A 21498-nucleotide genomic window follows, 5' to 3' on the forward strand; every position below is an offset into this window, starting at 1 on the left:
GAGTGAGAAATCACTCCCTTATTTTTGATGTTCAGGTAAAAAAATGAAGAATATCCTCGCTATCCAGTCCCATGTTGTTTTCGGACATGCGGGCAACAGCGCCGCCGAATTTCCCATGCGCCGTCTTGGCGCGAATGTTTGGCCGCTGAATACCGTTCAGTTTTCTAACCACACGCAATATGGTAAATGGACCGGCTGTGTCATGCCGCCCAGCCATCTGACTGAGATTGTCCAGGGGATTGCGGACATTGGCCAGTTAGCGCACTGCGACGCCGTACTTAGCGGTTACCTGGGATCTGCCGAGCAGGGAGAACACATTCTCGGTATTGTGCGCCAGGTTAAAGCAGCAAATCCGCAGGCAAAATATTTCTGCGATCCCGTGATGGGGCATCCGGAAAAGGGTTGTATCGTGGCGCCTGGCGTCGCAGAGTTCCATGTGCGTTATGCGCTACCCGCCAGCGATATTATCGCGCCTAACCTGATTGAACTGGAAATTCTCAGCAAACATAGCGTGAATAATGTGAATGACGCCGTGCAGGCGGCGCGAGAACTGATTGCTCAGGGGCCAGAAATTGTACTGGTAAAACATCTCGCCCGCGCCGGTTACAGTTCAGAACGCTTTGAAATGCTGCTGGTGACAGCGCAGGAAGCCTGGCATATTAGCCGTCCGCTGGTGGATTTCGGTTCACGTCAGCCGGTTGGCGTTGGCGATGTCACCAGTGGTTTATTGCTGGTCAAACTTTTGCAGGGCGCGACGTTGCAGCAGGCGCTGGAGCACGTTACGGCGGCAGTCTATGAGATTATGATCGCCACCAAAACGATGCAGGAGTACGAACTGCAGGTCGTGGCGGCCCAGGACAGGATCGCTAACCCTGAACATTACTTCAGCGCAACGCGGCTGTAATTATTGCTGCTAAAAAGAGGCCGGATGGCGGTACAGCGAGCTATCCGGCAACATGACATTAATTCAGTCCTTCCGCTTTAAGCGCTGCCGCAACGGTCGGTCTTTTTGCGACACGCTGCATATAACTTTCAATATGCGTTAACCCGTCCATATTCAGTTTTACGCCATAGGCCCAACGCAATACGGTAAACAGATAAGCGTCTGCGATGGTAAAACGCTGGCCGCAAATCCACTGGTCGTCTGAAAGCGATTCATCCACATACTGAAATTTCTTTTCCAGAGCGGCGCGAACGGCGGGTTTAAGAGTTTCCGGCGTGTCAGGGCGGAACAGCGGGGTAAAGCCTTTATGCAGTTCCGTTGCAATATAGTTGAGCCATTCCAGCGTATGATAGCGAGCAAGACTACTTACCGGCGCCAGAAGCTGGCGGTCGGGAACGCTGTCGGCGAGGTACTGCATAATGGCGACGCCTTCAGTCAACAGTGTGCCGTCATCCAGCAGCAGAGCCGGAACCTGTCCTTTAGGGTTGACTGCCAGGTAATCATCACCGTTTTCCAGGCGTTTTTTTGCGAGATCGACGCCATCAAGCGTAAAGTCTTTGCCAATTTCGCGCAGGGTAATGTGGGAAGCAAGAGAGCAGGCACCCGGTTTGTAGAACAGTTTCATCGGTAACTCCTTTTTGCTGAGGTTTAAAGTATGGTAGTGCGGGGACGAGCAAAAAAAAAGCCGCTAACGCACAGTTAGCGGCCTGAATGTTGTTTCCTGGAAAATTAAACTGTAGCGGCTTTAGAGCCTTTTTCAGCGGTATCATCGTCCTGGGTCATACGGTTCAGCTTAGGCGCTGTCAGCAGCATCAGGACGGCGATAACGGCGGTTGCTATGCCAATCTGCATAAATACGCGACCATAGACTTCCAGGGACATCAGTGGGTCAGTCACGTCGCTCGGCACAGCCATCAGGTTGGCGACATAACCGCCGATGATGTTAGCGCCTGCCGTTGTCAGGAACCAGCTACCCATGATGAAACCCATCAGACGCTGCGGAACCAACTGTGCGACCATTGCCAGTCCCAGACCGGAGATCATCAGCTCACCGATACTTTGCAGGCCGTAGCTTGCGATCAGCCAGTTTACGGATACGATGCCGGCATCGTTCGCAAATTTGGCGCCCAGCGGCAGAATCAGGAACGCGCCGGAACACAGCACCATACCAATGGCGAATTTCATCGGCATCGGCAGCGTATCGCCCATCCTGTTATAGATAGCGGCCAGAATCGGGCTGCCGATAATGATCCAGAATGGGTTCAGCGCCTGATACTGTTCCGGTTCGAACGCGATACCGAGAATAGAGTGCTCGACGTTACGAATGGCAAAGAAGTTCAGCGACGTCGGCATCTGGCTGTACAGTACGAAGAAGATAATCGCCTGCAGCATCAAAATAAAGGCGACGATCATTTTACGGCGAGCCGCGCCGTGCATGGAAAACGCTTCTTTACCGAAGATAATGACGATGCCAAGAGCGATTACGCCCAGCACCATACGCGCGATATCCTGGTTGTGCAGCAGCCAGGTGGCGACCGCAATCAGAACGACAATACCCACGATTGTCAGCAGCAGATTACGGAAGTTGATCGGTTCAAAGTCGGGTTTGGAACCGTAGCTTTTCACCCAGCGCTGGCAGAAAGCAAAGTTAACGACGGTTATCAGCATACCGACGACGCTAAGCGCAAACGCGGTGCTCCAGCCATAACGCGCCGCCAGCCACGGCGTCGCCAGCATAGAGAAGAAGGAGCCGATGTTGACGGACATATAATACATCGTAAATGCGCCGTCGAGACGCGGATCATCCTTCGCGTAGCAGGTAGACAGCAGGGAGGACGGGTTAGCTTTAAACAGACCGTTACCCACAGCGATAGCCGCCATGCCCATATAGACGATGCCAGCGTCATGACCAGACCATGCGACCAGCGCATAACCGATAGCCAGCACCACGGCACCCAACATAATAACGCGTTTGGTGCCCAGAATTTTATCACCTAACCAACCGCCAATGGCGACCAGGCCGTACACCAGCGCACTGAAGGAAGAGAAAAGGGTGATGGAATCCGCTTCTGACATACCCAGTTGTTTTACCAGGTAGACGGCCATAATGCCTTGCAGGCCGTAATAACCAAAACGCTCCCATAACTCTATCGAGAAGATGAGATAGAACGCCTTCGGTTGTTTGAAAGCGTTCAAACTGACGCTTTCAGTTGGTTTTTTGTTTGCAGTAGACACTTTTACCTCTTTTTTACGCCCCGTATTAACAGGGATTGTCTGGCGCGTGATGAGTCAGACTCATCCGTCCGATTGTTATATTGGAGGGGAAACGGCAGGTAATGTTCACTATCTTTCCTCTCCAGACAAGAGCTTTGTAATAATCTGTTACATATAACTCTTCTGGTTGAATCGTCCGATGTCAGAAATGTTATCCAGCGTTAAATTTCTTCATTTGAAGAATGGCAGATTTTTACACTGCAAAAAGGCCATTAGTTTGGGTGAAAGGCGATATCTTCTGCTATTTAAGGTAAAAAGCAGTGATATAGGCCATTATCTGAAAAAATGGCAGAGTAATGTTTTGTAGTGAAAATGGGGCGTCAGTCTATCCGGTTGTAAATGTAACCTTAGATGTCATTAAATTTCACATGAAGTTATCAAAGTGATCCTGATCACGGATAGATAGAAATTTTTGCGATTAAAAAATGATTAACCTGACGTGGAGGGAAAACGAAAGCACATTACATCAGAAAAAGGACAGAGACTGGAATGATTGATGGCTAAAATAGATCCAGGCCGAAGGTGGGAGCGCGCTGGTGTGACGGACGCACTCCGACCATATCAAATATCGACTTTTTCTTTGTATTCGCAAAGGTCTTCAATGAGGCAGGAGCCGCAGCGGGGTTTTCGGGCGATACAGGTATAGCGGCCATGCAAAATTAACCAGTGATGGCAGTCCACTTTGAACTCATTCGGCACCACTTTCAGCAACTTCTCTTCTACCTGTTCGACATTTTTACCCGGCGCGAACTGTGTTCGGTTGCATACACGAAATATATGCGTATCAACGGCGATGGTCGGCCAGCCGAAGGCGGTATTTAGTACTACGTTAGCGGTTTTTCGCCCCACGCCGGGAAGCGCTTCCAGCGCCGCCCGATCCTCCGGCACTTCGCCATTATGCTTGTCCAGTAAAATACGGCAGGTCTTAATCACGTTTTCCGCTTTACTGTTAAATAAACCGATGGTTTTGATATAGGATTTCACGCCTTCTACGCCCAGTTCCAGCATCGCGGCTGGCGTATTGGCGACCGGGTAAAGTTTGGCGGTAGCCTTGTTCACGCTGACGTCGGTTGCCTGCGCGGAAAGCAACACGGCAATCAGCAACTCAAACGGCGACGTGAAATTGAGTTCCGTTGTGGGGTGCGGATTGTTGTCGCGCAGGCGCGTCAGAATTTCCAGCCTTTTTGCTTTGTTCATCAGACTTTCCCTGTTTCACCTGCCGGAACAGCGGAAGGCGCGGTTTCGGCGCGGCGTTTCTTCATTTTTTCATCAATAAGATATTTTACCGCCAGCATGAGCCCCAGGCCGATAAACGCGCCTGGCGGCAGCATCGCCAGCAGGAAAGGCGAGTCGGTGTGAAATATCTCGACCCGTAATACTTTTGCCCAGCCTCCCAGCAGGCTATCCGCGCCATCGAAAAGCGTACCATTCCCGAGGATCTCGCGCAGCGAACCCAGCACGAACATCGCGCCTGTCGCGCCCATGCCGATAGAAAAACCGTCCAACGCGGAAAGCCACGGTCCTTTTTTCGCGGCAAACGCTTCGGCGCGACCAACAACAATGCAGTTCGTTACAATCAGCGGAATAAAAATCCCTAAAGACTGATACAAACCGAACGCATACGCATTGATCAGCATCTGTACTGCGCTTACCACCGAGGCAATGATCATAACGTAAATCGGGATACGGATTTCTGCCGGCGTCCAGCGACGTAGTGCGGACACCGTAAGGTTGGTCAGCGTTAATACCAGCGTTGTGGCCAGACCCAGCCCCAGAGCGTTGGTTGCCGTAGACGTCACTGCCAGTAAAGGGCACAGGCCAAGTAGCTGCACCAGAGCAGAGTTATTTTTCCATAACCCCTGAACAACAATGTCTTTTATTTCGCTCATGGCTATTCTCCACAGGCGGTTAAATGGGGGAGCTGAGCGGGCAGTGATTCGGCGTACAGCCCGGCGCGTTTAACCGCATTCACTACGGCACGCGGCGTTATTGTCGCCCCGGTAAATTGATCAAAATCACCGCCATCTTTTTTCACCGCCCAGTGCGTATCATTTTCACCGCTGATGGTTTTACCGCTAAAGTGGGTAATCCAGTCAGACAAACGGCGCTCAATTTTATCACCTAACCCTGGCGTCTCATGATGTTCCGTCACACGCGTCCCCAGGACGGTACCGTTGAAATCTGCGCCAACAATAAGCTGGATAGCGCCGGAATAGCCATCTGGCGCGGTGGCCTCAATGATGGCCGCTACGGGTTTATCATCCTTGCGAGCGATAAAAACACGGTGTGTGCCTTTGCCGAGGGCGGGCGCATCGACCAGATAACAACTCTCTTGCAGATTATTATTGTAACGATCTGGCGGCAATACCTGATCGAACAGGGCATGTTGTTGTTGCAGCGCTTGTTCGTGGATGGTTGATTTTGTCATCTGATTAATCACCGCGGTCAATCCCGTAGAGCCTGCGGCAAAAAGCGCCAGCGTAATACCGTGTTTACGAATCGTTTTCAGCATGGTTTATCCTTTGCGATGTCCATAGACGCGGGGGCGCGTGTAGTAGTCGATCAGAGGAACCGTGATATTCGCCAACAGGACAGCAAAAGCAACGCCGTCCGGATAGCCGCCGAAGCTACGAATCAGCCACACTAATACCCCAGCCAGCGCGCCGAAAATTAAACGTCCATGGTTGGTCGTGGAGGCGGTAACCGGATCCGTTAAGATAAAAAATGCACCCAGCATGGTGGCGCCTGACAGCAGATGAAGCTGCGGCGAGGCCAGCGTAGCGGGCGAGAAAAGCCAACCTAACGCGGCGCATAGCGCCAGCGTCAGCAGAAAACTGACCGGGATATGCCAGCGGATAGCTTTTTGCCACAGCAGGAATACGCCGCCGACAAGCCAGGCGAGGTTAACCCACTGCCAGCCCACGCCGGCCAGCGCGCCGCTGTATATCGGGTACTGCATAATTTGCTCAACGGAATGTCCGGCGCGCAAGGACGTTTTAAACGTATCCAGCGGCGTCGCCTGGCTGATACCGTCAATACCGATACGTAGCAGCGTCATATCGCCGCCGCTGGCGGTATGCCCGCTAAAAATCATCCGTAACGTGTCCAGCATATCGGGCGTTGTTGCGGCTATTTCATAAGGCGGCAACCAGCTTGTCATTTGTACCGGAAAGGAAATTAATAGCACCACGTAACCGATCATTGCCGGATTAAAGGGGTTTTGTCCCAGCCCGCCATATAACTGTTTAGCGATAATAATGGCGAATCCGGTTCCCAGCACGACCATCCACCAGGGCGCAAGCGGAGGGATGCTGACCGCCAGCAAAAGCCCCGTCAATAACGCGGAATAATCCTGCAGGTGACTGGCGACCGATTGTTTGCGCAGCCTGAGGACAATGGCTTCTGCGACGAGCGCCGTGATAGCAGCCAGAACGATCTGGAAAAGCGTTCCCCAACCAAAAAACCACGTCTGCGCGGCAATCCCCGGCAGAGCGGCGATTACTACCAGCAACATGATTCGCGATGTCTGGCGCTGGTTATGGGTATAAGGCGAGCTTGCGATTCTGAATACCATTTAATCCTCGTTAACAACCTGCTGCTGTGCTGCTTTTTTTGCCTGAACGCGGGCGATAGCCGCAGCAACCGCGGCTTTACGCGGGTCGGCCGGTTCGGCAGGTTCGCTTCCGGCCTGCTGCTCCTGCTTACGGGCTTTGGCGCGGGCGATGGCCGCTTCCACCGCGGCTTTACGCGGATCGACCGGTTCGGCAGGTTCGCCTCCGGCCTGCTGCTCCTGCTTGCGGGCTTTGGCGCGGGCGATAGCCGCTTCCACCGCGGCTTTGCGCGGGTCGACCGGTTCGGCAGGTTCGCTTCCGGCCTGCTGCTCCTGTTTGCGGGCTTTGGCGCGGGCGATGGCCGCCTCCACCGCGGCTTTGCGCGGATCGACCGGTTCGGCAGGTTCGCTTCCGGCCTGCTGCTCCTGTTTGCGGGCTTTGGCGCGAGCGATAGCCGCCTCCACTGCGGCTTTACGCGGGTCGCCGCCGGATATCGCGCTGTCAGCCACCGGATGAGCGGCTTGTTTAGCGCGCGCTTGCGCTTTACGCGCTTCACGGGCCGCGATGACGGCGCTATTGTCTGGCAGACTACCCGCCTGAATAACCACCGGTTGCGTGGCCTGCGCCTGTTTCTCTTTTACCCGCGCCAGCGCAGCGGCAATGGCATCCTGATCTTTTGCCGCTGGTTGTACCGCTGCGCTCTTATGACGTGCAAGGCGGGCGGCTTTTTCGCGCTCCAGTCTTGCCTGACGAGCCTCAAAACGCGCTTTGGCTTCGGCGGCGCGTTTTTCTTCAAGCCTGATCGCATTAATCTCCGCTTTTTCCTGACGGAAATATTGGACGAGCGGAATATTACTGGGGCAGACCCAGGCGCAGGCGCCGCATTCTATACAATCAGCAATATGGTGAGCGGTAGCCTTGTCATGCTGCTGCCCTTTGCTGAACCAATAAAGCTGCTGCGGTAAAAGGTCGGCAGGGCAAGCGTCAGCGCAAGCGCTGCAACGAATACAGCTTTTCTCTTCCTGAGGCGCTCCCATTTCAGTCACGGATGGCGCCAGCAGGCAGTTGGTGATTTTTACGACCGGTACGTCAAGCCAGGGAAGGGGGAATCCCATCAACGGGCCGCCCATGATGACCATCTGGTCAGCAGAAGGGCAGAATCCGGCATCGTTAAGCAAATGACGAACGGGAGTGCCGAGCCGCGCCCAGACGTTACCCGGACGGCTTACCGCTTCACCCGTTAAGGTGACGACGCGTTCTGTGATCGGTTCGCCGTCAACCACGGCGCGTTTAACGGCATAAGCCGTACCGACGTTTTGCATCAGCACGCCAATATCAGAGGAGCGCCCGCCGTGGGGAACCTGTTTTCCCGTCAGTATTTGGGTGAGTTGTTTTGCGCCGCCGGAAGGGTATTTGGTTGGGATCACACGTAACGAAATGTCGTGAGCGTCAGCCAGTACGGCGCGCAGCATGGAAATAGCCTGCGGTTTGTTATCTTCAATGCCGATTAATACCTCACGCGGTTGCAGAATATGCGCCAGGATGCGAATACCTTCCACAATCTGCGCGGCGCAGTCCTGCATCAGACGATCGTCCGCCGTAATGTAAGGTTCGCACTCTGCGGCATTGATAATAAGCGTGGTGATTTTATCGCCGCCGCCCTGCAATTTAACGCCGGTGGGAAACCCTGCGCCGCCAAGCCCGGCAACGCCATACTGATGAATGCGTTCAATGAGCGCTTCACGGCTGTGGGCGCGGTAATCAGACCAGCCCTCGCGTTCAATCCAGCGGTCCTCGCCGTCGGCATCAATGATGACGCTTAACTCCGCCAGCGCCGAAGGATGTGCCGTCGAGTGGGGGGCAATAGCGATAACCGTCCCGGAGGTGGGCGCGTGTACCGGCAGCATTCTCCCACGTCCACGGGTCAGCGCCTGGCCGCGCAGCACGCGATCGCCGACGCTAACGCACAACTCGCCCTCAGCGCCAATGTGCTGTTTTAAGGGGATAACGAAGCGCGGCGCTAAAGGCACCTGACGCAGCGGCGTGCCGTTTGACTGGGTCTTCATTTCGGGCGGATGAATACCACCGTCGAAATCCCAGATTTTATCTTTTCTGAAAGCGGAAAATAGTTTAAGCATGTTGTTCCACGGGAATGATGCGAACGGGAATGGTGTTCAAATCCCATTTCCAACTGTCGGGCGTCTCATTCACCGGACGTAATTCGATGCAGTGCGTCGGACACGGATCGACGCACAGATTACAGCCAGTACAGAGATCGCTCATGACCGTGTGCATGGCGCGCGTTGCGCCAACAATGGCGTCAACCGGGCAGGCCTGAATACATTTTGTGCAGCCAATGCAGTTATTTTCATCAATAACTGCCAGCATACGTACTGGCGCGGCCTGCTGTTCTTCACCATCGCATGGCTGCGGCTCTACGTTTAGCAGCTCTGCCATTTTCAGCATGACGGCTTCGCCGCCGGGCGCGCAACGATTGATTTTCTCGCCCTGGAGACCCACGGCTTCAGCGTAGGGGCGACAGCCGGGATAGCCGCACTGACCACACTGGCTCTGCGGCAAAATCGCATCGATTTTTTCAACAACCGGATCATCTTCAACCGCGAATCGGCGGGAGGCATAACCCAGAATGGCGCCGAACACCAGGCCCAGAAGGGTCAGGGCGCCAACGGCAATCCAGATAGTATTCATTACAACTTCACCAAACCACTAAAGCCCATAAAGGCCAAAGACATTAATCCTGCGGTAATCAATGCTATCGCGTTACCACGAAAAGGGGCGGGCACATCCGCCACGGCAAGGCGTTCGCGGATGGCGGCAAACAGAACCATCACTAATGAAAAACCGACGGCGGCGGAAAATCCGTACAGCGCCGACTGAAGAAAGTGATGACCGAGATTAATATTCAGTAACGCTACGCCCAGAACCGCACAGTTAGTGGTAATCAGTGGTAAGAAGATGCCTAACAAGCGGTATAACGCCGGGCTGGTTTTCCGTACAACCATTTCGGTAAATTGCACGACCACAGCAATGACGAGGATAAAGGCCAGCGTCCGCAGATAAATCAGATCCAGCGGAATAAGTATCCAGGTGTCGATAAGCCAGGCGCATATCGACGCCAGCGTCATGACAAAGGTCGTCGCGAGGCCCATCCCCATGGCGGTTTCCAGTTTTTTGGATACGCCCATAAAGGGACAAAGGCCCAGGAATTTGACCAGTACAAAGTTATTGACCAGTACAGTTCCGACAAAGAGCAGCAGGTAATCAGTCATGTTTCGGCCTGAAATAAAAAAGCCGCCTATTATCTGTCAAACTACCACAGGCGACAACAGGTTAACTGTAGGGTTATTACGGATTAACAAACGTTGTTTTAACGCGCGCTGAACGTTTGAGATAAGGCACAATGAGCGCCGTCGCCAACAGTGGGAAGAGTAACTGACGCACGGCAAAGGCATCTGAGACGGGCGAAAAGGCAAATGCTTTAACCGCCAGTAACACCGACACCAGCAGCCAGATAATGTAATGCTTCGGCACGCAGCGTCTGCGCTTGAAGAATGCGATCGTCAACCACAGGGTATAGTACCACATGGCGATAGCGGTAATAAATGAAATGCCCCATAGCAGTAAATTACCGGTTTCCTGTCCGCTAAGCGTCTTGAACGTTTGCGGTGTGGCAAGCGCCATAACGTAGAGTAATAACGCCAGCGAGGCGCTCAACAACGCGACTAACAGCCAGGCTAACGGGCCAAGAAGCCAGCCTCCAATTCGTTGTGGCGGTGTTGTAGTCATATCTTCTCCGGGGTTACGCGCATTAACGGTCATGCCGCTCATTTTGGGGCAAATATTATAAGGTTTTTGATGTTAAACGCTACTTTCTTTATTGCACATAGCGCCAGACGGATTGCGGAACCTGACCTACATCAAACAGGCGTCCTCCGGAAACCAGTTCGGCACGGCGGTGATCTGCAGCGCGATACATATTAACAATGTCCATGTCATCAGTAAGGGTATAGTTAAGGTGGTCGAACAGTTTTTCCAGACTTTCGAGCGAACTAATTTTGCGGAATTTTAATAGATAATCCTGAACAGTCATATAAAGTTGATCCATATTAAATATAATGCCAACGGAGTAGTCACTGATAAAAAATAAACAAAACCGCACCAGTGAGAGGTCAGGGGTGCAGGTAAAAAGGGAATATTCTTACCGGTAAAGAGTCAGGCGCCACATGGCGCCTGGGGCGAAAGGTTAACGCGCTTTCCTACAACAGGCAATAAACGTCAGACCAGATAGGACATACTTTCGTTTTTTTTGCCGGTTTTTGACTTTTCTTTGCCCCCCCGGGGCGCCGCTTACCGTGCCACGCGAAAATGCCTTTACATTATCTGACGCTTACTTCTTCTGAACGGAAGCCGTGGGCTCTGGTGGTTGGTAATTGTCAATATGGTTGGCAATACCTAAAAGAATGACTGAGATAACGAGAACTATCCACCCAGTTAATTCAATAAGACGATTCATTATTGACGACATTTGCTTTGATTTATCCATAAACACAGGGGGTAAATGTTACTTTCCTGGCGAACGGTCGGCAAGAGGGAGGGAAACGTTTTCAGCCTCTGTTCTGTAACAAGTTAATCATTTGATGCTACGTTGATGGTCAGGACGCTATTGCGGCTAATCGCACGATGGTGTGGAATAGCGATATCTAAAACCGGAGGCAGTGAGATGAATGACAAAATCCGCGTTGGGTTAATCGGTTATGGCTACGCCAGTAAAACCTTTCATGCGCCCTTAATTATGGGAACGCCAGGGCTAGAGCTTGCGGCGGTATCCAGCAGCGATGAAACAAAAGTGAAAGCAGATTGGCCGGCGGTTTCCGTGGTCTCTGAGCCCCGACATTTATTTAACGATCCGCATATCGACCTTATCGTGATCCCGACGCCCAACGATACCCATTTCCCGCTGGCGAAAGCTGCGCTGGAAGCCGGTAAACATGTGGTGGTTGATAAACCCTTTACCGTGACACTGTCACAGGCGCGAGAATTGGATGCGCTTGCGCGGAGCACTGGCCGGGTACTTTCCGTCTTCCACAACCGACGCTGGGACAGCGATTTTTTGACGCTGAAAGCCTTGCTGGCGGATGGCGTGCTCGGCGAGGTGTCCTTGTTTGAATCCCACTTTGATCGCTTCCGTCCCCAGGTGCGCGACCGCTGGCGCGAGCAAGGCGGGCCGGGAAGTGGTATCTGGTACGATCTGGCGCCGCACTTGTTGGATCAGGCCATTCAGCTTTTTGGCCTGCCGGTCAGCATGACGGTGGATTTAGCGCAACTGCGTCCGGGCGCGCAATCTACAGATTATTTCCACGCGATTTTATCCTACCCCCAGCGCCGCGTGATTTTGCACGGTACGATGCTGGCCGCGGCGGAATCCGCGCGATACATCGTTCATGGTTCGCGCGGTAGCTATGTTAAATATGGCCTCGATCCCCAGGAAGAACGGTTAAAAAACGGCGAGCGTTTACCGCAGGAAGACTGGGGATACGACATGCGTGACGGCGTATTGACCCTGGTTGAGGGAGAGACGCGCAAAGAAGAGAACTGGCTTACGTTGCCGGGTAACTACCCGGCATATTATGCCGCCATCCGCGATGCGTTAAACGGTAACGGTGAAAATCCCGTGCCGGCAAGCCAGGCGATTCAAATTATGGAGTTGATTGAACTGGGCATGGAATCGGCAAAACATCGCGCGACGCTGTGTCTTGCCTGAGATGTCGCATTTCTCCGCCTGGGATAGCATTAAATCGCAGGCGGAGAGAGGGCGTTAGCATCAATAAAGCAATCTTACGCCGCGGCCACTTTTTCGCGCAGCGCACGTTTTTCGCCATCGCTCAAAAAGGCGATTTCCAGACCGTTAATCTGCGCCTGGCGAATCTGTTCGCGGCTCAATCCTGCCGCTGGCGCGGCAACGTGATATTCATGGATAATATCTACGCCCTGAACAGCCGGATCGTCCGTATTAAGACTGGCGAGAACGCCATGCTCAAGGAAGGTTTTGAGCGGATGATCTGCCAGCGATGCGACGGTACTGGTCTGAATATTCGAGGTCAGACAGGATTCAATACCGATACGCTGTTGTACAAGAAAATCCATTAACGCGCGATCTTCGACAGCTTTTACGCCATGTCCGATACGCTCGGCCCCCAGTTCGCGAATCGCCTGCCAGATACTTTCCGGCCCTGCGGCTTCGCCAGCGTGAACGGTAATATGCCAGCCCGCATCGCGCGCCCGATTAAAGTGCGACAAAAACAGACTGCCGGGAAAGCCCAGCTCATCACCGGCTAAATCCAGCGCGGTGATGTTCTCTCTGTGCGCCAGCAGCGCATCAAGCTCCTGTAAACATGCCGCCTCGCCGAAGGTACGGCTCATAATGCCAATGAGTCGCGCCTCGACGCCAAACGTGTTACAGCCGTCGCGTACGCCGTCGATAACGGCTTCAACCACGCCTGCTATCGGTAACTGATGCGCCATCGCCATATAGCCGGGCGAAAAGCGAAGCTCGACGTAATGCAGGCCGTTACGTGCGGCATCTTCAATATTTTCAAAGGCCACACGGCGGCAGGCGTCAAGCGATGCCAGGACTTTTACCCCCCAATCGAGCTTCGTGAGAAAGCTCACTAAATCGGGTTCGGTTGAGGTGACCTGGACATGCGGAATCAGCGTTTCCAGCGTTTGGGCGGGAAGGGCGATGTTGAACTGCCGACCAAGATCCAGAATTGTTTGGGCGCGAATGTTGCCATCAAGGTGGCGGTGGATGTCAGTCAAAGGAAGCGTAATATCAATCATGGGCGCACTCAATTTTTAATAAAAGTGCGCACCATTATACTACAGATTGATAATGCTCTGGAAATTTTGCAAAAACGGAGTCATTACGTTGCAACTTCGCGAGAGCGCGGGAGAAATTTTGTATCATTCTCTTTAACGCGCCCCCAGTCAGCTCACGGGGGCCGTCTCTGTTATCGCCTCTCAGGATAAAGGGTCAACCCCCCGCTTGTAGACAGTATCAGCGAACGGTGCGGTGGCAAAATCCATATCCGAGATCGTAAAGGGGAGCAGATCGGCTTCGCCAAAACGATCGGCGACATAATCCCACTACGTACACCATGTCCCGCGTCGGTCAACTTCCTGTGAAAAATCGAACATATCCCTTCTTTATGCCTGAACGGTATTCATCAGGCCAACCATTTCATCTTTTACCGACTGAACCTGCGGGCCGATAATTACCTGCAAATTATGCTGATTGAGCTGTACGATGCCTGTCGCGTGATTGTCCTTCAATGCCTGGACATCGACAAACGACATATCTTTCACTGACAGGCGTAGGGGGGGATGCAGTTGTCCAGACTCACGATGTTTTCCGTGCCGCCTAATGCTCACGACGAGCACCATGTGCGGAGTCAAACGATAGCCGCTCGCCTGGTAACGCAAAAGTAGAGGCTGCGCGTCGTTCGGCGCAGACCGGGTGCAGCGTCGCGACACCCGGCAAGGCGATTATTGTTGAGGCAGCGCCGGAACGTCCGGTACGGAAAGCGCCGGCATCCCAAACAGGCCGACAAAGTCTTCCAACGGCATTTTTTGTCCGTTGAGCGTGATCTGGCCATTGGCGTACTGCAAACTGGAGGCGATAGTATTATCCTTCAGCGTTGTCAGTCGGAACATCTGACCCATTGCGGACAGCCCCTGCACCTGCTGTTTTGCCAGTTTTTCCGCATCATCCTGCTGATAGCCTTCCAGCTTTGCTATCTGCGTCATAAACTCGACCGCCATGTCCATCGGAATTGCCAGTTTCGCATCCAGCGATTTCACGGAGCGGTCGACTTCCTGCGCCAGCGTTTGCGGTTGTGCCGTTGTGGTTGCCGGATCTTTGAGGAACAGCGACAGATTCAGCGTGGTTTCCCCTTTGGCGTTTTTCCAGCTAAGCGGCGCCAGGGTCAGTACCGGATCGCCTTTTAACAGCACGGGGAGAGCGCTAAAGAACGCTTCAGTGACTTTTTGCTGATAAAGCTCAGGATTCTGCGCCACGTCCGGCTGATTCAGCAGCGCCTGCGTTTGTGCATGATATTGCTGACTAAACTGGTGCCAGGCTTCGCCGTCGATTTGACCGACTTTCAGCGTTAATTTACCGCTGCCCAAATCCTGATTCTGCACTTTCAGGCTGTTAAGCGAGTAATCCAACTGGCTGTTAATGGTTTTTCCGTCGTTGACGAGATCGGACTTGCCGGCAATTTCCATCCCTTCCAGCACCGCCATCTCTTTACCCTCAATGGCGATGGACAGTTTATCCAGCGTTAACTTTTGGTCGCCCACACGTTCGCCAAAGCTTGCCAGTTTACTGGTACCGTCGGTTTTCAAATTATTAAAGGTGAGTTGGACCTTCTGGTTATATTCGTTAACGGCATCGACCAGGCCGCTCTGCGCTTCGCCCGACAGCGAAACCACATTACCGTCTTTATCGGCGTTAAGCTGGAACTCGCCGCCGCTAAAGGCGACCTTTTCACCGGCATTCTCGTAGTTTAACGGCTTGAGAGAGATATCGGAGCGGGTATCGCCGCCATAACCAATGCGGGTATTGATAACAAAGGGCGTGTCGCCTTTCGCGATATCAAAGAGGGGTTTTGCCGCATCGTTATTCACCAGCGTGGTTTTTACCGACGCCATAGAAGGGATCAGATTGAGCGTTTTGAGCTGGGCGAGCGGGAAGGGGCCATGTGAAACGGACTCGTCCAGCACAATGCTTTGCCCGGGCTTCAACCAGGTAGTGTCTGCGCCGGCAACCGGTTTGACAACCAGTTGCAGATGGCTACTGAACACGCCACGCTGGTAGTTTTGATAACTTAATTCGACACCGGCCTCCGGCGCAGTACGCTTGAGCTGTTCATTGGCCTGAGTCACCATTTCTGAAAGATGGTTCTCCAGCTTTTTCCCCGTATACCAGGCGCCGCCTGTCCAGACGATGCCAAGTGCAATCACTACACCTGCAGCTACCAGTGTTTTTTTCATATCAATTGTCCATAAAAATGAAACCAGGCGGATTAAACCGCCTGGAGGAGTTTTACGTCTGTTATAAGCTTAGCAAGAGTTGTTAAAAAATTCAGTACGTTGCTACAGCTTGTTATAAACACGCGCTAAACGGCCTGTGCCGCTGGCGTTAACCGGAGACTCATCCGCGCCGATAAAGGCCGATTCACCCGGCTTCAGTACCAGACGCTGTTCATCTTTACGTAACACCGCCTCACCCTCAACGCAGAACAGAATCGCGGCGCTGTGTTGGCCGATGCTCGTCTCCTGAAGCGCCAGGTCGTGCAGTGAAAAAGCAAAATCGTCAACCGGAATTGGGAAGTCCAGCTCCGCGCCGCTTTTCACCGGGGCAGTCAGCAACTCGCCGGCAGGTTTAGGTTCGAACTTCACGTTCGCGACCAGCTCAGGGATGTCGATATATTTTGGCGTAAGGCCAGCGCGCAGAACGTTATCGGAGTTCGCCATGACTTCCAGCGCAACGCCCTGCAGATAAGCATGAGGCGTTTCGGCAAACAGGAACATCGCCTCGCCGGGATTCAGTTTGACCACATTCAGCAACAAAGGAGAGAAAAGCCCGCTGTCGTCAGGATAATACTCTGAAATCACGCGGATCGTTTGCCACGGTTCGCCTTGCTGGCTGTTAAGCGCCGCTTTGAGTACGGCTAACGCGCGGGATTTTTCTTCGCCTTGCATATTCAACAGGCTGGCGAAAAGCTGGCTCAGACGTTCAGCATTCGGCGCCTGCAAAAAGTGGGCGATAGCGGAATGCGCGCCGGCGACAGGTTGCAGTAAAGAGACAATGTCAGAAAATTCGCGGAACGCGTTCATCGCCAGGAAAGGCGTCAGGGCAAAAACCAGCTCTGGTTTATGGTTAGGATCTTTATAGTTCCGCTCTGCGGCATCCATGGGGATACCCGCCGCATTTTCTTTCGCGAAACCGATTTCGGAATTGCGCTTATTCGGGTGCACTTGAATAGAGAGCGGCTGCGCGGCGCACAGTACTTTAAACAGAAACGGCAGTTCGCCGAAACGGTTGGCTACCGCTTCGCCCAGCATGGCGGTTTTATTCTTTTCGATGGCGTCACGCAGGGAGACGGTTTCGCCGTTGGCGGTGGTGATTCGCGAGCTGCTTTTGGGATGCGCGCCCATCCAGAGTTCAGCCATTGGCTGCTGCTGCGGATTGGCGATGCCATAAAGTTCCGTTAACGCAGTTTTACTTCCCCAGGCATAGTTTTGCACTGAGTTAATGAGTTTTTGCATTATCAAGCCCTGTTTCAATGTGGAGATCAATGGGAGGTATTAAACCAAGAAACCCGCATGAAGTAACCTCCGGGCGTAAAAAGTCGTACTTGTCTCAGTTTTTGTTAAAAAATTGTGTAGGATAGTGTTACTCGCTTTGAGTCGGGCAATGGAACACCTGCCCAGAGAATAACCATACCGAGCGGTAAGTGAGAGCACAATGTCAAACAAACCCTTCTTTTATCAAGACCCTTTTCCCCTCAAAAAGGACGATACCGAGTACTACTTGTTGACCAGCGAACATGTTTCCGTCGCCGAATTCGAAGGACAAGAGATCCTGAAAGTCGCGCCGGAAGCGCTAACGCTGTTGGCGCGTCAGGCCTTCCACGATGCGTCTTTTATGCTACGTCCCGCGCATCAGCAGCAGGTGGCGGATATTCTGCGCGATCCGCAGGCCAGTGAAAACGACAAATATGTCGCGCTGCAATTCCTGCGAAACTCCGATATCGCGGCCAAGGGCGTGTTGCCCACCTGCCAGGATACCGGTACGGCCATTATTGTCGGCAAAAAAGGCCAACGCGTCTGGACTGGTGGAGGTGATGAAGCGGCGCTGGCTCGCGGCGTATATAACACCTATATCGAAGATAACCTGCGCTATTCGCAGAACGCGGCGCTGGATATGTACAAAGAGGTCAATACCGGTACTAACCTGCCGGCGCAGATCGATCTCTACAGCGTCGATGGCGATGAATATAAATTCCTTTGTATTGCTAAAGGCGGCGGTTCGGCGAATAAAACCTACCTCTATCAGGAGACAAAAGCGCTTCTGACGCCGGGTAAGCTCAAAAATTATCTCGTCGATAAGATGCGTACGCTGGGCACCGCCGCCTGTCCGCCGTATCACATTGCGTTTGTCATTGGCGGCACCTCGGCGGAAGCGAACCTGAAGACCGTTAAGCTGGCCTCGGCAAAATACTATGATGCGCTACCAACCGAAGGCAATGAACACGGGCAGGCCTTCCGCGATATTGAGCTGGAAAAAGAATTGTTGCTTGAGGCGCAAAATCTTGGCTTAGGCGCGCAGTTCGGCGGCAAATATTTCGCTCACGATATTCGTGTCATCCGATTGCCGCGTCACGGGGCATCGTGTCCGGTAGGTATGGGCGTGTCCTGCTCCGCGGATCGAAACATTAAAGCGAAGATCAACCGGGAAGGGATCTGGATCGAGAAGCTGGAGCGCAATCCCGGTAAATATATTCCTGAGGCGCTGCGCCAGGCGGGAGAGGGCGAGGCGGTGCGCGTTGATCTTAACCGTCCCATGAGCGAGATACTGCAACAATTGTCGCAGTATCCGGTATCAACGCGCCTGTCGCTGAACGGCACAATTATTGTGGGCCGCGACATCGCGCACGCTAAACTGAAAGAACGGATGGACAGCGGCGAAGGTTTGCCGCAGTACATCAAAGATCATCCTATCTATTATGCGGGGCCGGCAAAAACGCCGGAAGGGTACGCCTCCGGGTCGCTTGGGCCGACTACCGCAGGACGGATGGACTCTTATGTTGATCAGCTCCAGTCGCAGGGCGGCAGTATGATCATGTTGGCGAAAGGCAACCGCAGCCAGCAGGTGACCGATGCCTGTAAGAAACATGGCGGCTTCTACCTGGGCAGTATCGGCGGCCCGGCAGCCGTTCTGGCGCAGGGCAGTATCAAGCGCCTGGAGTGCGTGGAATATCCTGAACTGGGTATGGAGGCTATCTGGAAAATTGAAGTGGAGGATTTTCCGGCCTTTATTCTGGTGGATGATAAAGGCAACGATTTCTTCCAGCAGATTCAGTCATCGCAGTGCGCACGCTGCGTTAAGTAATGTCGCCGCCCTGCGGGGCGGTAACATGATTCGCTATTTTGCCGGAGAACGGCGCAAGCGCCTTATCCGGTCTACACCGTTGTGTTGTTATCGTTAATACTCATAAGACCGCAAACATGTGAGCAATGTCGACACATGATCTCATCAACTTGAGTAAGGAGCAGGTAATGGTAACGGTACGCCGCGAGAAAGATTCAATGGGCGCGATTGAAGTCCCGGCAGATAAACTGTGGGGGGCGCAGACTCAACGTTCGCTGGAGCATTTTCGGATTTCCACGGAGAAAATGCCCGTCTCGCTCATTCACGCTCTGGCGTTGACCAAGCGCGCCGCTGCGAAGGTCAACCAGGACTTAGGGTTGTTGGCGGCGGAAAAAGCCAGCGCGATTATCCAGGCGGCTGATGAAGTGCTGGCGGGAAAACATGCTGATGAGTTTCCGCTGGCGATTTGGCAGACCGGGTCCGGTACGCAAAGCAACATGAATATGAATGAGGTGTTAGCGAACCGCGCCAGTGAAATTTTGGGCGGCGTTCGCGGTATGGAACGCAAGGTGCATCCCAATGATGACGTCAATAAGAGTCAAAGCTCAAACGATGTGTTCCCAACCGCCATGCACGTGGCGGCGTTACTGGCGTTACGCGAACACCTTATCCCGCAATTATCCGCATTAACGGATACGCTTCGCGATAAATCCCACGCTTTCGCCGATATTGTCAAAATTGGCCGTACTCACCTGCAGGACGCGACGCCGCTCACCTTAGGCCAGGAGATTTCCGGTTGGGTAGCCATGCTGGAACATAACCTCAGGCATATTGAGCACAGTTTACCGCACGTCGCGGAACTGGCGCTCGGCGGAACCGCAGTAGGGACAGGGCTTAATACCCACCCGGAATATGCCCGGCGCGTGGCCGAGGAACTGGCGACGATTACCGCGGCGCCGTTTGTTACCGCCCCGAATAAATTCGAAGCGCTGGCGACCTGTGACGCGTTGGTACAGGCGCATGGCGCATTAAAAGGACTGGCGGCCTCGCTGATGAAAATCGCCAACGATGTTCGCTGGCTGGCGTCCGGCCCGCGCTGCGGCATTGGCGAGATTGCTATCCCGGAGAATGAGCCAGGCAGTTCCATTATGCCTGGTAAAGTGAATCCGACCCAGTGTGAAGCGGTAACGATGCTATGTTGCCAGGTGATGGGTAACGATGTGGCCATCAATATGGGGGGCGCATCGGGCAACTTTGAGCTCAACGTCTATCGTCCGATGGTTATTCATAATTTTCTGCAAACGGTGCGCCTGCTGGCCGATGGCATGGCGAGTTTCAATCAACACTGTGCGTCAGGAATCGAGCCAAACCGCGAGCGTATTACGCAGTTGCTGAATGAGTCGCTGATGCTGGTCACTGCGCTCAATACGCACATCGGTTACGATAAAGCGGCGGAGATTGCGAAGAAGGCGCATAAAGAAGGGCTGACGCTCAAAGCCTCAGCCGTGGCATTAGGATACCTTAGCGACGAGGAGTTCGACGCCTGGGTACGTCCGGAGTTGATGGTTGGCAGTATGACGCCGGGACGTTAATCCGCCACATACAGGTGCAGTCGCGGAATAATCAGTCGCAGCGGCTGCGCCTGTGGTTTAAAACGGTGCTGAATATTGTCGGCGTCATAGTTTTCCAGCCCGCCAATATCCGGCACGCCAGCGCCGTTGTCCGTGTTGATTAATGCGATAATCGGCGTGGGGCAGGCGTGTTGCACCTGTTTTTGCTGGCCTTTATACCAGATGCGGGCGATCGGCTGTACTTTAACCGGACGCTTAATCTTGAGTCGGGCCTGCTGCGGTAAGGCAGCGATATCCTGATATTCCCGTTCCAGCTTGAATTGCCATTGTTCGCGCGTCCACGGCGGGACGCTGCGCGGCGACGCGAGGCTTTTTTTCAACTGGCTCAGAACCTCATCCCGGCTTAAATTTTTAATAATATGTTTATTTGCCCAACCGAAACGTATGGTGGCGGGGTTATTGATAAGCGTCAGCGTGCGGTAAGCGTTCAGCGTAATTAAGCCGGGTAGATGCCGATGCACCCACTCAAAACGTGCCGCTGAGGGAAGACCGGACTCTACCGTAACCATCTGCTCGAAGGTGGTTTTCAACTGGTTAATGCGCTGTACCTGATTTTCCAGATCTAGCTGTGTCGCATTATCCACTTGATAGCATAAAACGCCAGGCAGGCGGACGGCGGCTTTACTGCTGCGGTTTTCGGACTGCTGTTGAATAAACAAATGGCGATAGTGACGTAGCGCCAGCGTTTCGGCCTCTTTCCCCAGATGTTGCGTTACCTCGATAGTATCCAGCGGCGCATGTTCCGCCTCTTTGGTCACCTGCGGCAGTGAAAAGACACGGGCGATAAGTAGCGAATGCTGCTGTAGATTATCCGTCAGCGCCGCCAGGTGTTGTTCTATCTGGCGAAAAGTGCCATTCAGGCGTTCAACGAGATCGTAGCGGGACATGGTATCACTCACTTTAGTTACAACATACTATCTATAT

Annotated in this window: 20 protein-coding genes and 2 pseudogenes; 4 read left to right on the top strand and 18 right to left on the bottom strand. The window is 53.3% G+C overall.

All coding sequences use genetic code 11. From position 1 onward, the window contains the following. The first annotated feature begins 43 nt into the window (after positions 1–43). Positions 44–904 (top strand): pyridoxal kinase PdxY, encoded by an 861-nt coding sequence (gene pdxY, locus J1G48_RS10735; RefSeq protein WP_000789736.1) that lies wholly within the window; start codon positions 44–46, stop codon positions 902–904. A 58-nt stretch (positions 905–962) separates the two neighbouring features. Here pdxY and gstA read toward each other — a convergent pair whose 3' ends face one another. The 12 genes from gstA to blr all read right to left on the bottom strand — a co-directional run bounded on the left by gstA (position 963) and on the right by blr (position 11302). Continuing rightward, positions 963–1568: a glutathione transferase GstA gene (gene gstA, locus J1G48_RS10740; protein WP_000765720.1), complete on the bottom strand. Its 606-nt coding sequence runs from the start codon at positions 1566–1568 to the stop codon at positions 963–965. Between the two features lie 104 nt (positions 1569–1672). Further along, entirely contained in the window at positions 1673–3178 is a 1506-nt protein-coding gene (dtpA, locus tag J1G48_RS10745; RefSeq protein WP_000100911.1) for a dipeptide/tripeptide permease DtpA, read from the bottom strand. A gap of 600 nt (positions 3179–3778) precedes the next feature. Then, positions 3779–4414, bottom strand: coding sequence for an endonuclease III (nth, locus tag J1G48_RS10750; protein ID WP_001030318.1), 636 nt, complete (start codon positions 4412–4414; stop codon positions 3779–3781). Then, the gene (locus tag J1G48_RS10755) at positions 4414–5106 is read right to left on the bottom strand and encodes an electron transport complex subunit E (RefSeq protein ID WP_001289628.1); all 693 of its coding nucleotides are present in this window, start codon (positions 5104–5106) and stop codon (positions 4414–4416) included. Before J1G48_RS10755 ends, nth begins: the two co-directional genes overlap by 1 nt. Positions 5107–5108: 2 nt before the next feature. Further along, positions 5109–5729 (bottom strand): electron transport complex subunit RsxG, encoded by a 621-nt coding sequence (gene rsxG / locus J1G48_RS10760; protein ID WP_000920822.1) that lies wholly within the window; start codon positions 5727–5729, stop codon positions 5109–5111. 3 nt (positions 5730–5732) lie between these two features. Further along, positions 5733–6791, bottom strand: a complete 1059-nt coding sequence (gene rsxD / locus J1G48_RS10765) for an electron transport complex subunit RsxD (RefSeq protein ID WP_000231961.1) — start codon at positions 6789–6791, stop codon at positions 5733–5735. Beyond that, entirely contained in the window at positions 6792–8906 is a 2115-nt protein-coding gene (gene rsxC / locus J1G48_RS10770; protein ID WP_000915639.1) for an electron transport complex subunit RsxC, read from the bottom strand. After that, positions 8899–9477 (bottom strand): electron transport complex subunit RsxB, encoded by a 579-nt coding sequence (rsxB, locus tag J1G48_RS10775; protein WP_001092600.1) that lies wholly within the window; start codon positions 9475–9477, stop codon positions 8899–8901. The genes rsxC and rsxB overlap by 8 nt, the downstream gene beginning before the upstream one ends. Next, positions 9477–10058 carry an electron transport complex subunit RsxA gene (rsxA, locus tag J1G48_RS10780; RefSeq protein WP_000133179.1) on the bottom strand — a complete coding sequence of 194 codons (582 nt, stop codon included), beginning with the start codon at positions 10056–10058 and terminating at the stop codon, positions 9477–9479. The genes rsxB and rsxA overlap by 1 nt, the downstream gene beginning before the upstream one ends. Before the next feature lie 76 nt (positions 10059–10134). After that, complete coding sequence (locus J1G48_RS10785; protein WP_000214061.1) at positions 10135–10575, bottom strand: DUF2569 domain-containing protein; 441 nt, start codon at positions 10573–10575, stop codon at positions 10135–10137. Between the two features lie 88 nt (positions 10576–10663). Then, positions 10664–10879, bottom strand: coding sequence for a transcription modulator YdgT (ydgT, locus tag J1G48_RS10790; RefSeq protein WP_000217946.1), 216 nt, complete (start codon positions 10877–10879; stop codon positions 10664–10666). Positions 10880–11176: 297 nt separating this feature from the next. After that, complete coding sequence (gene blr / locus J1G48_RS10795) at positions 11177–11302, bottom strand: division septum protein Blr (RefSeq protein WP_001708800.1); 126 nt, start codon at positions 11300–11302, stop codon at positions 11177–11179. Between the two features lie 207 nt (positions 11303–11509). On the opposite strand from blr, the gene J1G48_RS10800 reads away from it, so the two are divergent. Further along, positions 11510–12550 (top strand): oxidoreductase, encoded by a 1041-nt coding sequence (locus J1G48_RS10800; RefSeq protein WP_000998242.1) that lies wholly within the window; start codon positions 11510–11512, stop codon positions 12548–12550. Between the two features lie 74 nt (positions 12551–12624). On the opposite strand, the gene add is transcribed toward J1G48_RS10800, so the two are convergent. The 5 genes and pseudogenes from add to manA form a co-directional block, all read right to left on the bottom strand. Further along, entirely contained in the window at positions 12625–13626 is a 1002-nt protein-coding gene (gene add / locus J1G48_RS10805; RefSeq protein WP_000565571.1) for an adenosine deaminase, read from the bottom strand. A gap of 225 nt (positions 13627–13851) precedes the next feature. After that, positions 13852–13983 (bottom strand): annotated as a pseudogene (locus tag J1G48_RS10810) (transcriptional regulator); the annotation flags it as partial. Positions 13984–13992: 9 nt separating this feature from the next. Continuing rightward, positions 13993–14213 (bottom strand): annotated as a pseudogene (locus tag J1G48_RS10815) (glucose PTS transporter subunit EIIB); the annotation flags it as partial. Between the two features lie 118 nt (positions 14214–14331). Further along, positions 14332–15840, bottom strand: a complete 1509-nt coding sequence (locus J1G48_RS10820) for a YdgA family protein (protein WP_000753341.1) — start codon at positions 15838–15840, stop codon at positions 14332–14334. Between the two features lie 102 nt (positions 15841–15942). Beyond that, positions 15943–17118 (bottom strand): mannose-6-phosphate isomerase, encoded by a 1176-nt coding sequence (gene manA / locus J1G48_RS10825; RefSeq protein WP_001170622.1) that lies wholly within the window; start codon positions 17116–17118, stop codon positions 15943–15945. A 199-nt stretch (positions 17119–17317) separates the two neighbouring features. On the opposite strand from manA, the gene fumB reads away from it, so the two are divergent. Together fumB and fumC are read left to right on the top strand one after the other, a co-directional pair. After that, a complete protein-coding gene (gene fumB / locus J1G48_RS10830; RefSeq protein ID WP_000066611.1) occupies positions 17318–18964 on the top strand; it encodes a class I fumarate hydratase in 1647 nt (548 codons plus the stop codon). Positions 18965–19131: 167 nt separating this feature from the next. After that, complete coding sequence (fumC, locus tag J1G48_RS10835) at positions 19132–20535, top strand: class II fumarate hydratase (protein WP_000259117.1); 1404 nt, start codon at positions 19132–19134, stop codon at positions 20533–20535. On the opposite strand, the gene tus is transcribed toward fumC, so the two are convergent. Continuing rightward, positions 20532–21461, bottom strand: a complete 930-nt coding sequence (gene tus, locus J1G48_RS10840; protein WP_000092497.1) for a DNA replication terminus site-binding protein — start codon at positions 21459–21461, stop codon at positions 20532–20534. The two genes, fumC and tus, sit on opposite strands and share 4 nt — an antisense overlap. Positions 21462–21498 lie beyond the last annotated feature (37 nt).

It is taken from the genome of Salmonella sp. SAL-020 (assembly GCF_017372215.1).
Lineage (GTDB): Bacteria > Pseudomonadota > Gammaproteobacteria > Enterobacterales > Enterobacteriaceae > Salmonella > Salmonella enterica.

Bases quoted from the DNA above. Each gene is read 5' to 3' on its own strand.
- J1G48_RS10820 (WP_000753341.1), bottom strand. From the start codon at position 15,840: ATGAAAAAAACACTGGTAGCTGCAGGTGTAGTGATTGCACTTGGCATC.
- rsxB (WP_001092600.1), bottom strand. From the start codon at position 9,477: ATGAATACTATCTGGATTGCCGTTGGCGCCCTGACCCTTCTGGGCCTG.
- pdxY (WP_000789736.1), top strand. From the start codon at position 44: ATGAAGAATATCCTCGCTATCCAGTCCCATGTTGTTTTCGGACATGCG.
- rsxD (WP_000231961.1), bottom strand. From the start codon at position 6,791: ATGGTATTCAGAATCGCAAGCTCGCCTTATACCCATAACCAGCGCCAG.
- ydgT (WP_000217946.1), bottom strand. From the start codon at position 10,879: ATGACTGTTCAGGATTATCTATTAAAATTCCGCAAAATTAGTTCGCTC.
- rsxG (WP_000920822.1), bottom strand. From the start codon at position 5,729: ATGCTGAAAACGATTCGTAAACACGGTATTACGCTGGCGCTTTTTGCC.
- J1G48_RS10785 (WP_000214061.1), bottom strand. From the start codon at position 10,575: ATGACTACAACACCGCCACAACGAATTGGAGGCTGGCTTCTTGGCCCG.
- manA (WP_001170622.1), bottom strand. From the start codon at position 17,118: ATGCAAAAACTCATTAACTCAGTGCAAAACTATGCCTGGGGAAGTAAA.
- tus (WP_000092497.1), bottom strand. From the start codon at position 21,461: ATGTCCCGCTACGATCTCGTTGAACGCCTGAATGGCACTTTTCGCCAG.
- gstA (WP_000765720.1), bottom strand. From the start codon at position 1,568: ATGAAACTGTTCTACAAACCGGGTGCCTGCTCTCTTGCTTCCCACATT.
- add (WP_000565571.1), bottom strand. From the start codon at position 13,626: ATGATTGATATTACGCTTCCTTTGACTGACATCCACCGCCACCTTGAT.
- nth (WP_001030318.1), bottom strand. From the start codon at position 4,414: ATGAACAAAGCAAAAAGGCTGGAAATTCTGACGCGCCTGCGCGACAAC.
- blr (WP_001708800.1), bottom strand. From the start codon at position 11,302: ATGAATCGTCTTATTGAATTAACTGGGTGGATAGTTCTCGTTATCTCA.
- rsxC (WP_000915639.1), bottom strand. From the start codon at position 8,906: ATGCTTAAACTATTTTCCGCTTTCAGAAAAGATAAAATCTGGGATTTC.
- rsxA (WP_000133179.1), bottom strand. From the start codon at position 10,058: ATGACTGATTACCTGCTGCTCTTTGTCGGAACTGTACTGGTCAATAAC.
- fumC (WP_000259117.1), top strand. From the start codon at position 19,132: ATGGTAACGGTACGCCGCGAGAAAGATTCAATGGGCGCGATTGAAGTC.
- J1G48_RS10800 (WP_000998242.1), top strand. From the start codon at position 11,510: ATGAATGACAAAATCCGCGTTGGGTTAATCGGTTATGGCTACGCCAGT.
- J1G48_RS10755 (WP_001289628.1), bottom strand. From the start codon at position 5,106: ATGAGCGAAATAAAAGACATTGTTGTTCAGGGGTTATGGAAAAATAAC.
- fumB (WP_000066611.1), top strand. From the start codon at position 17,318: ATGTCAAACAAACCCTTCTTTTATCAAGACCCTTTTCCCCTCAAAAAG.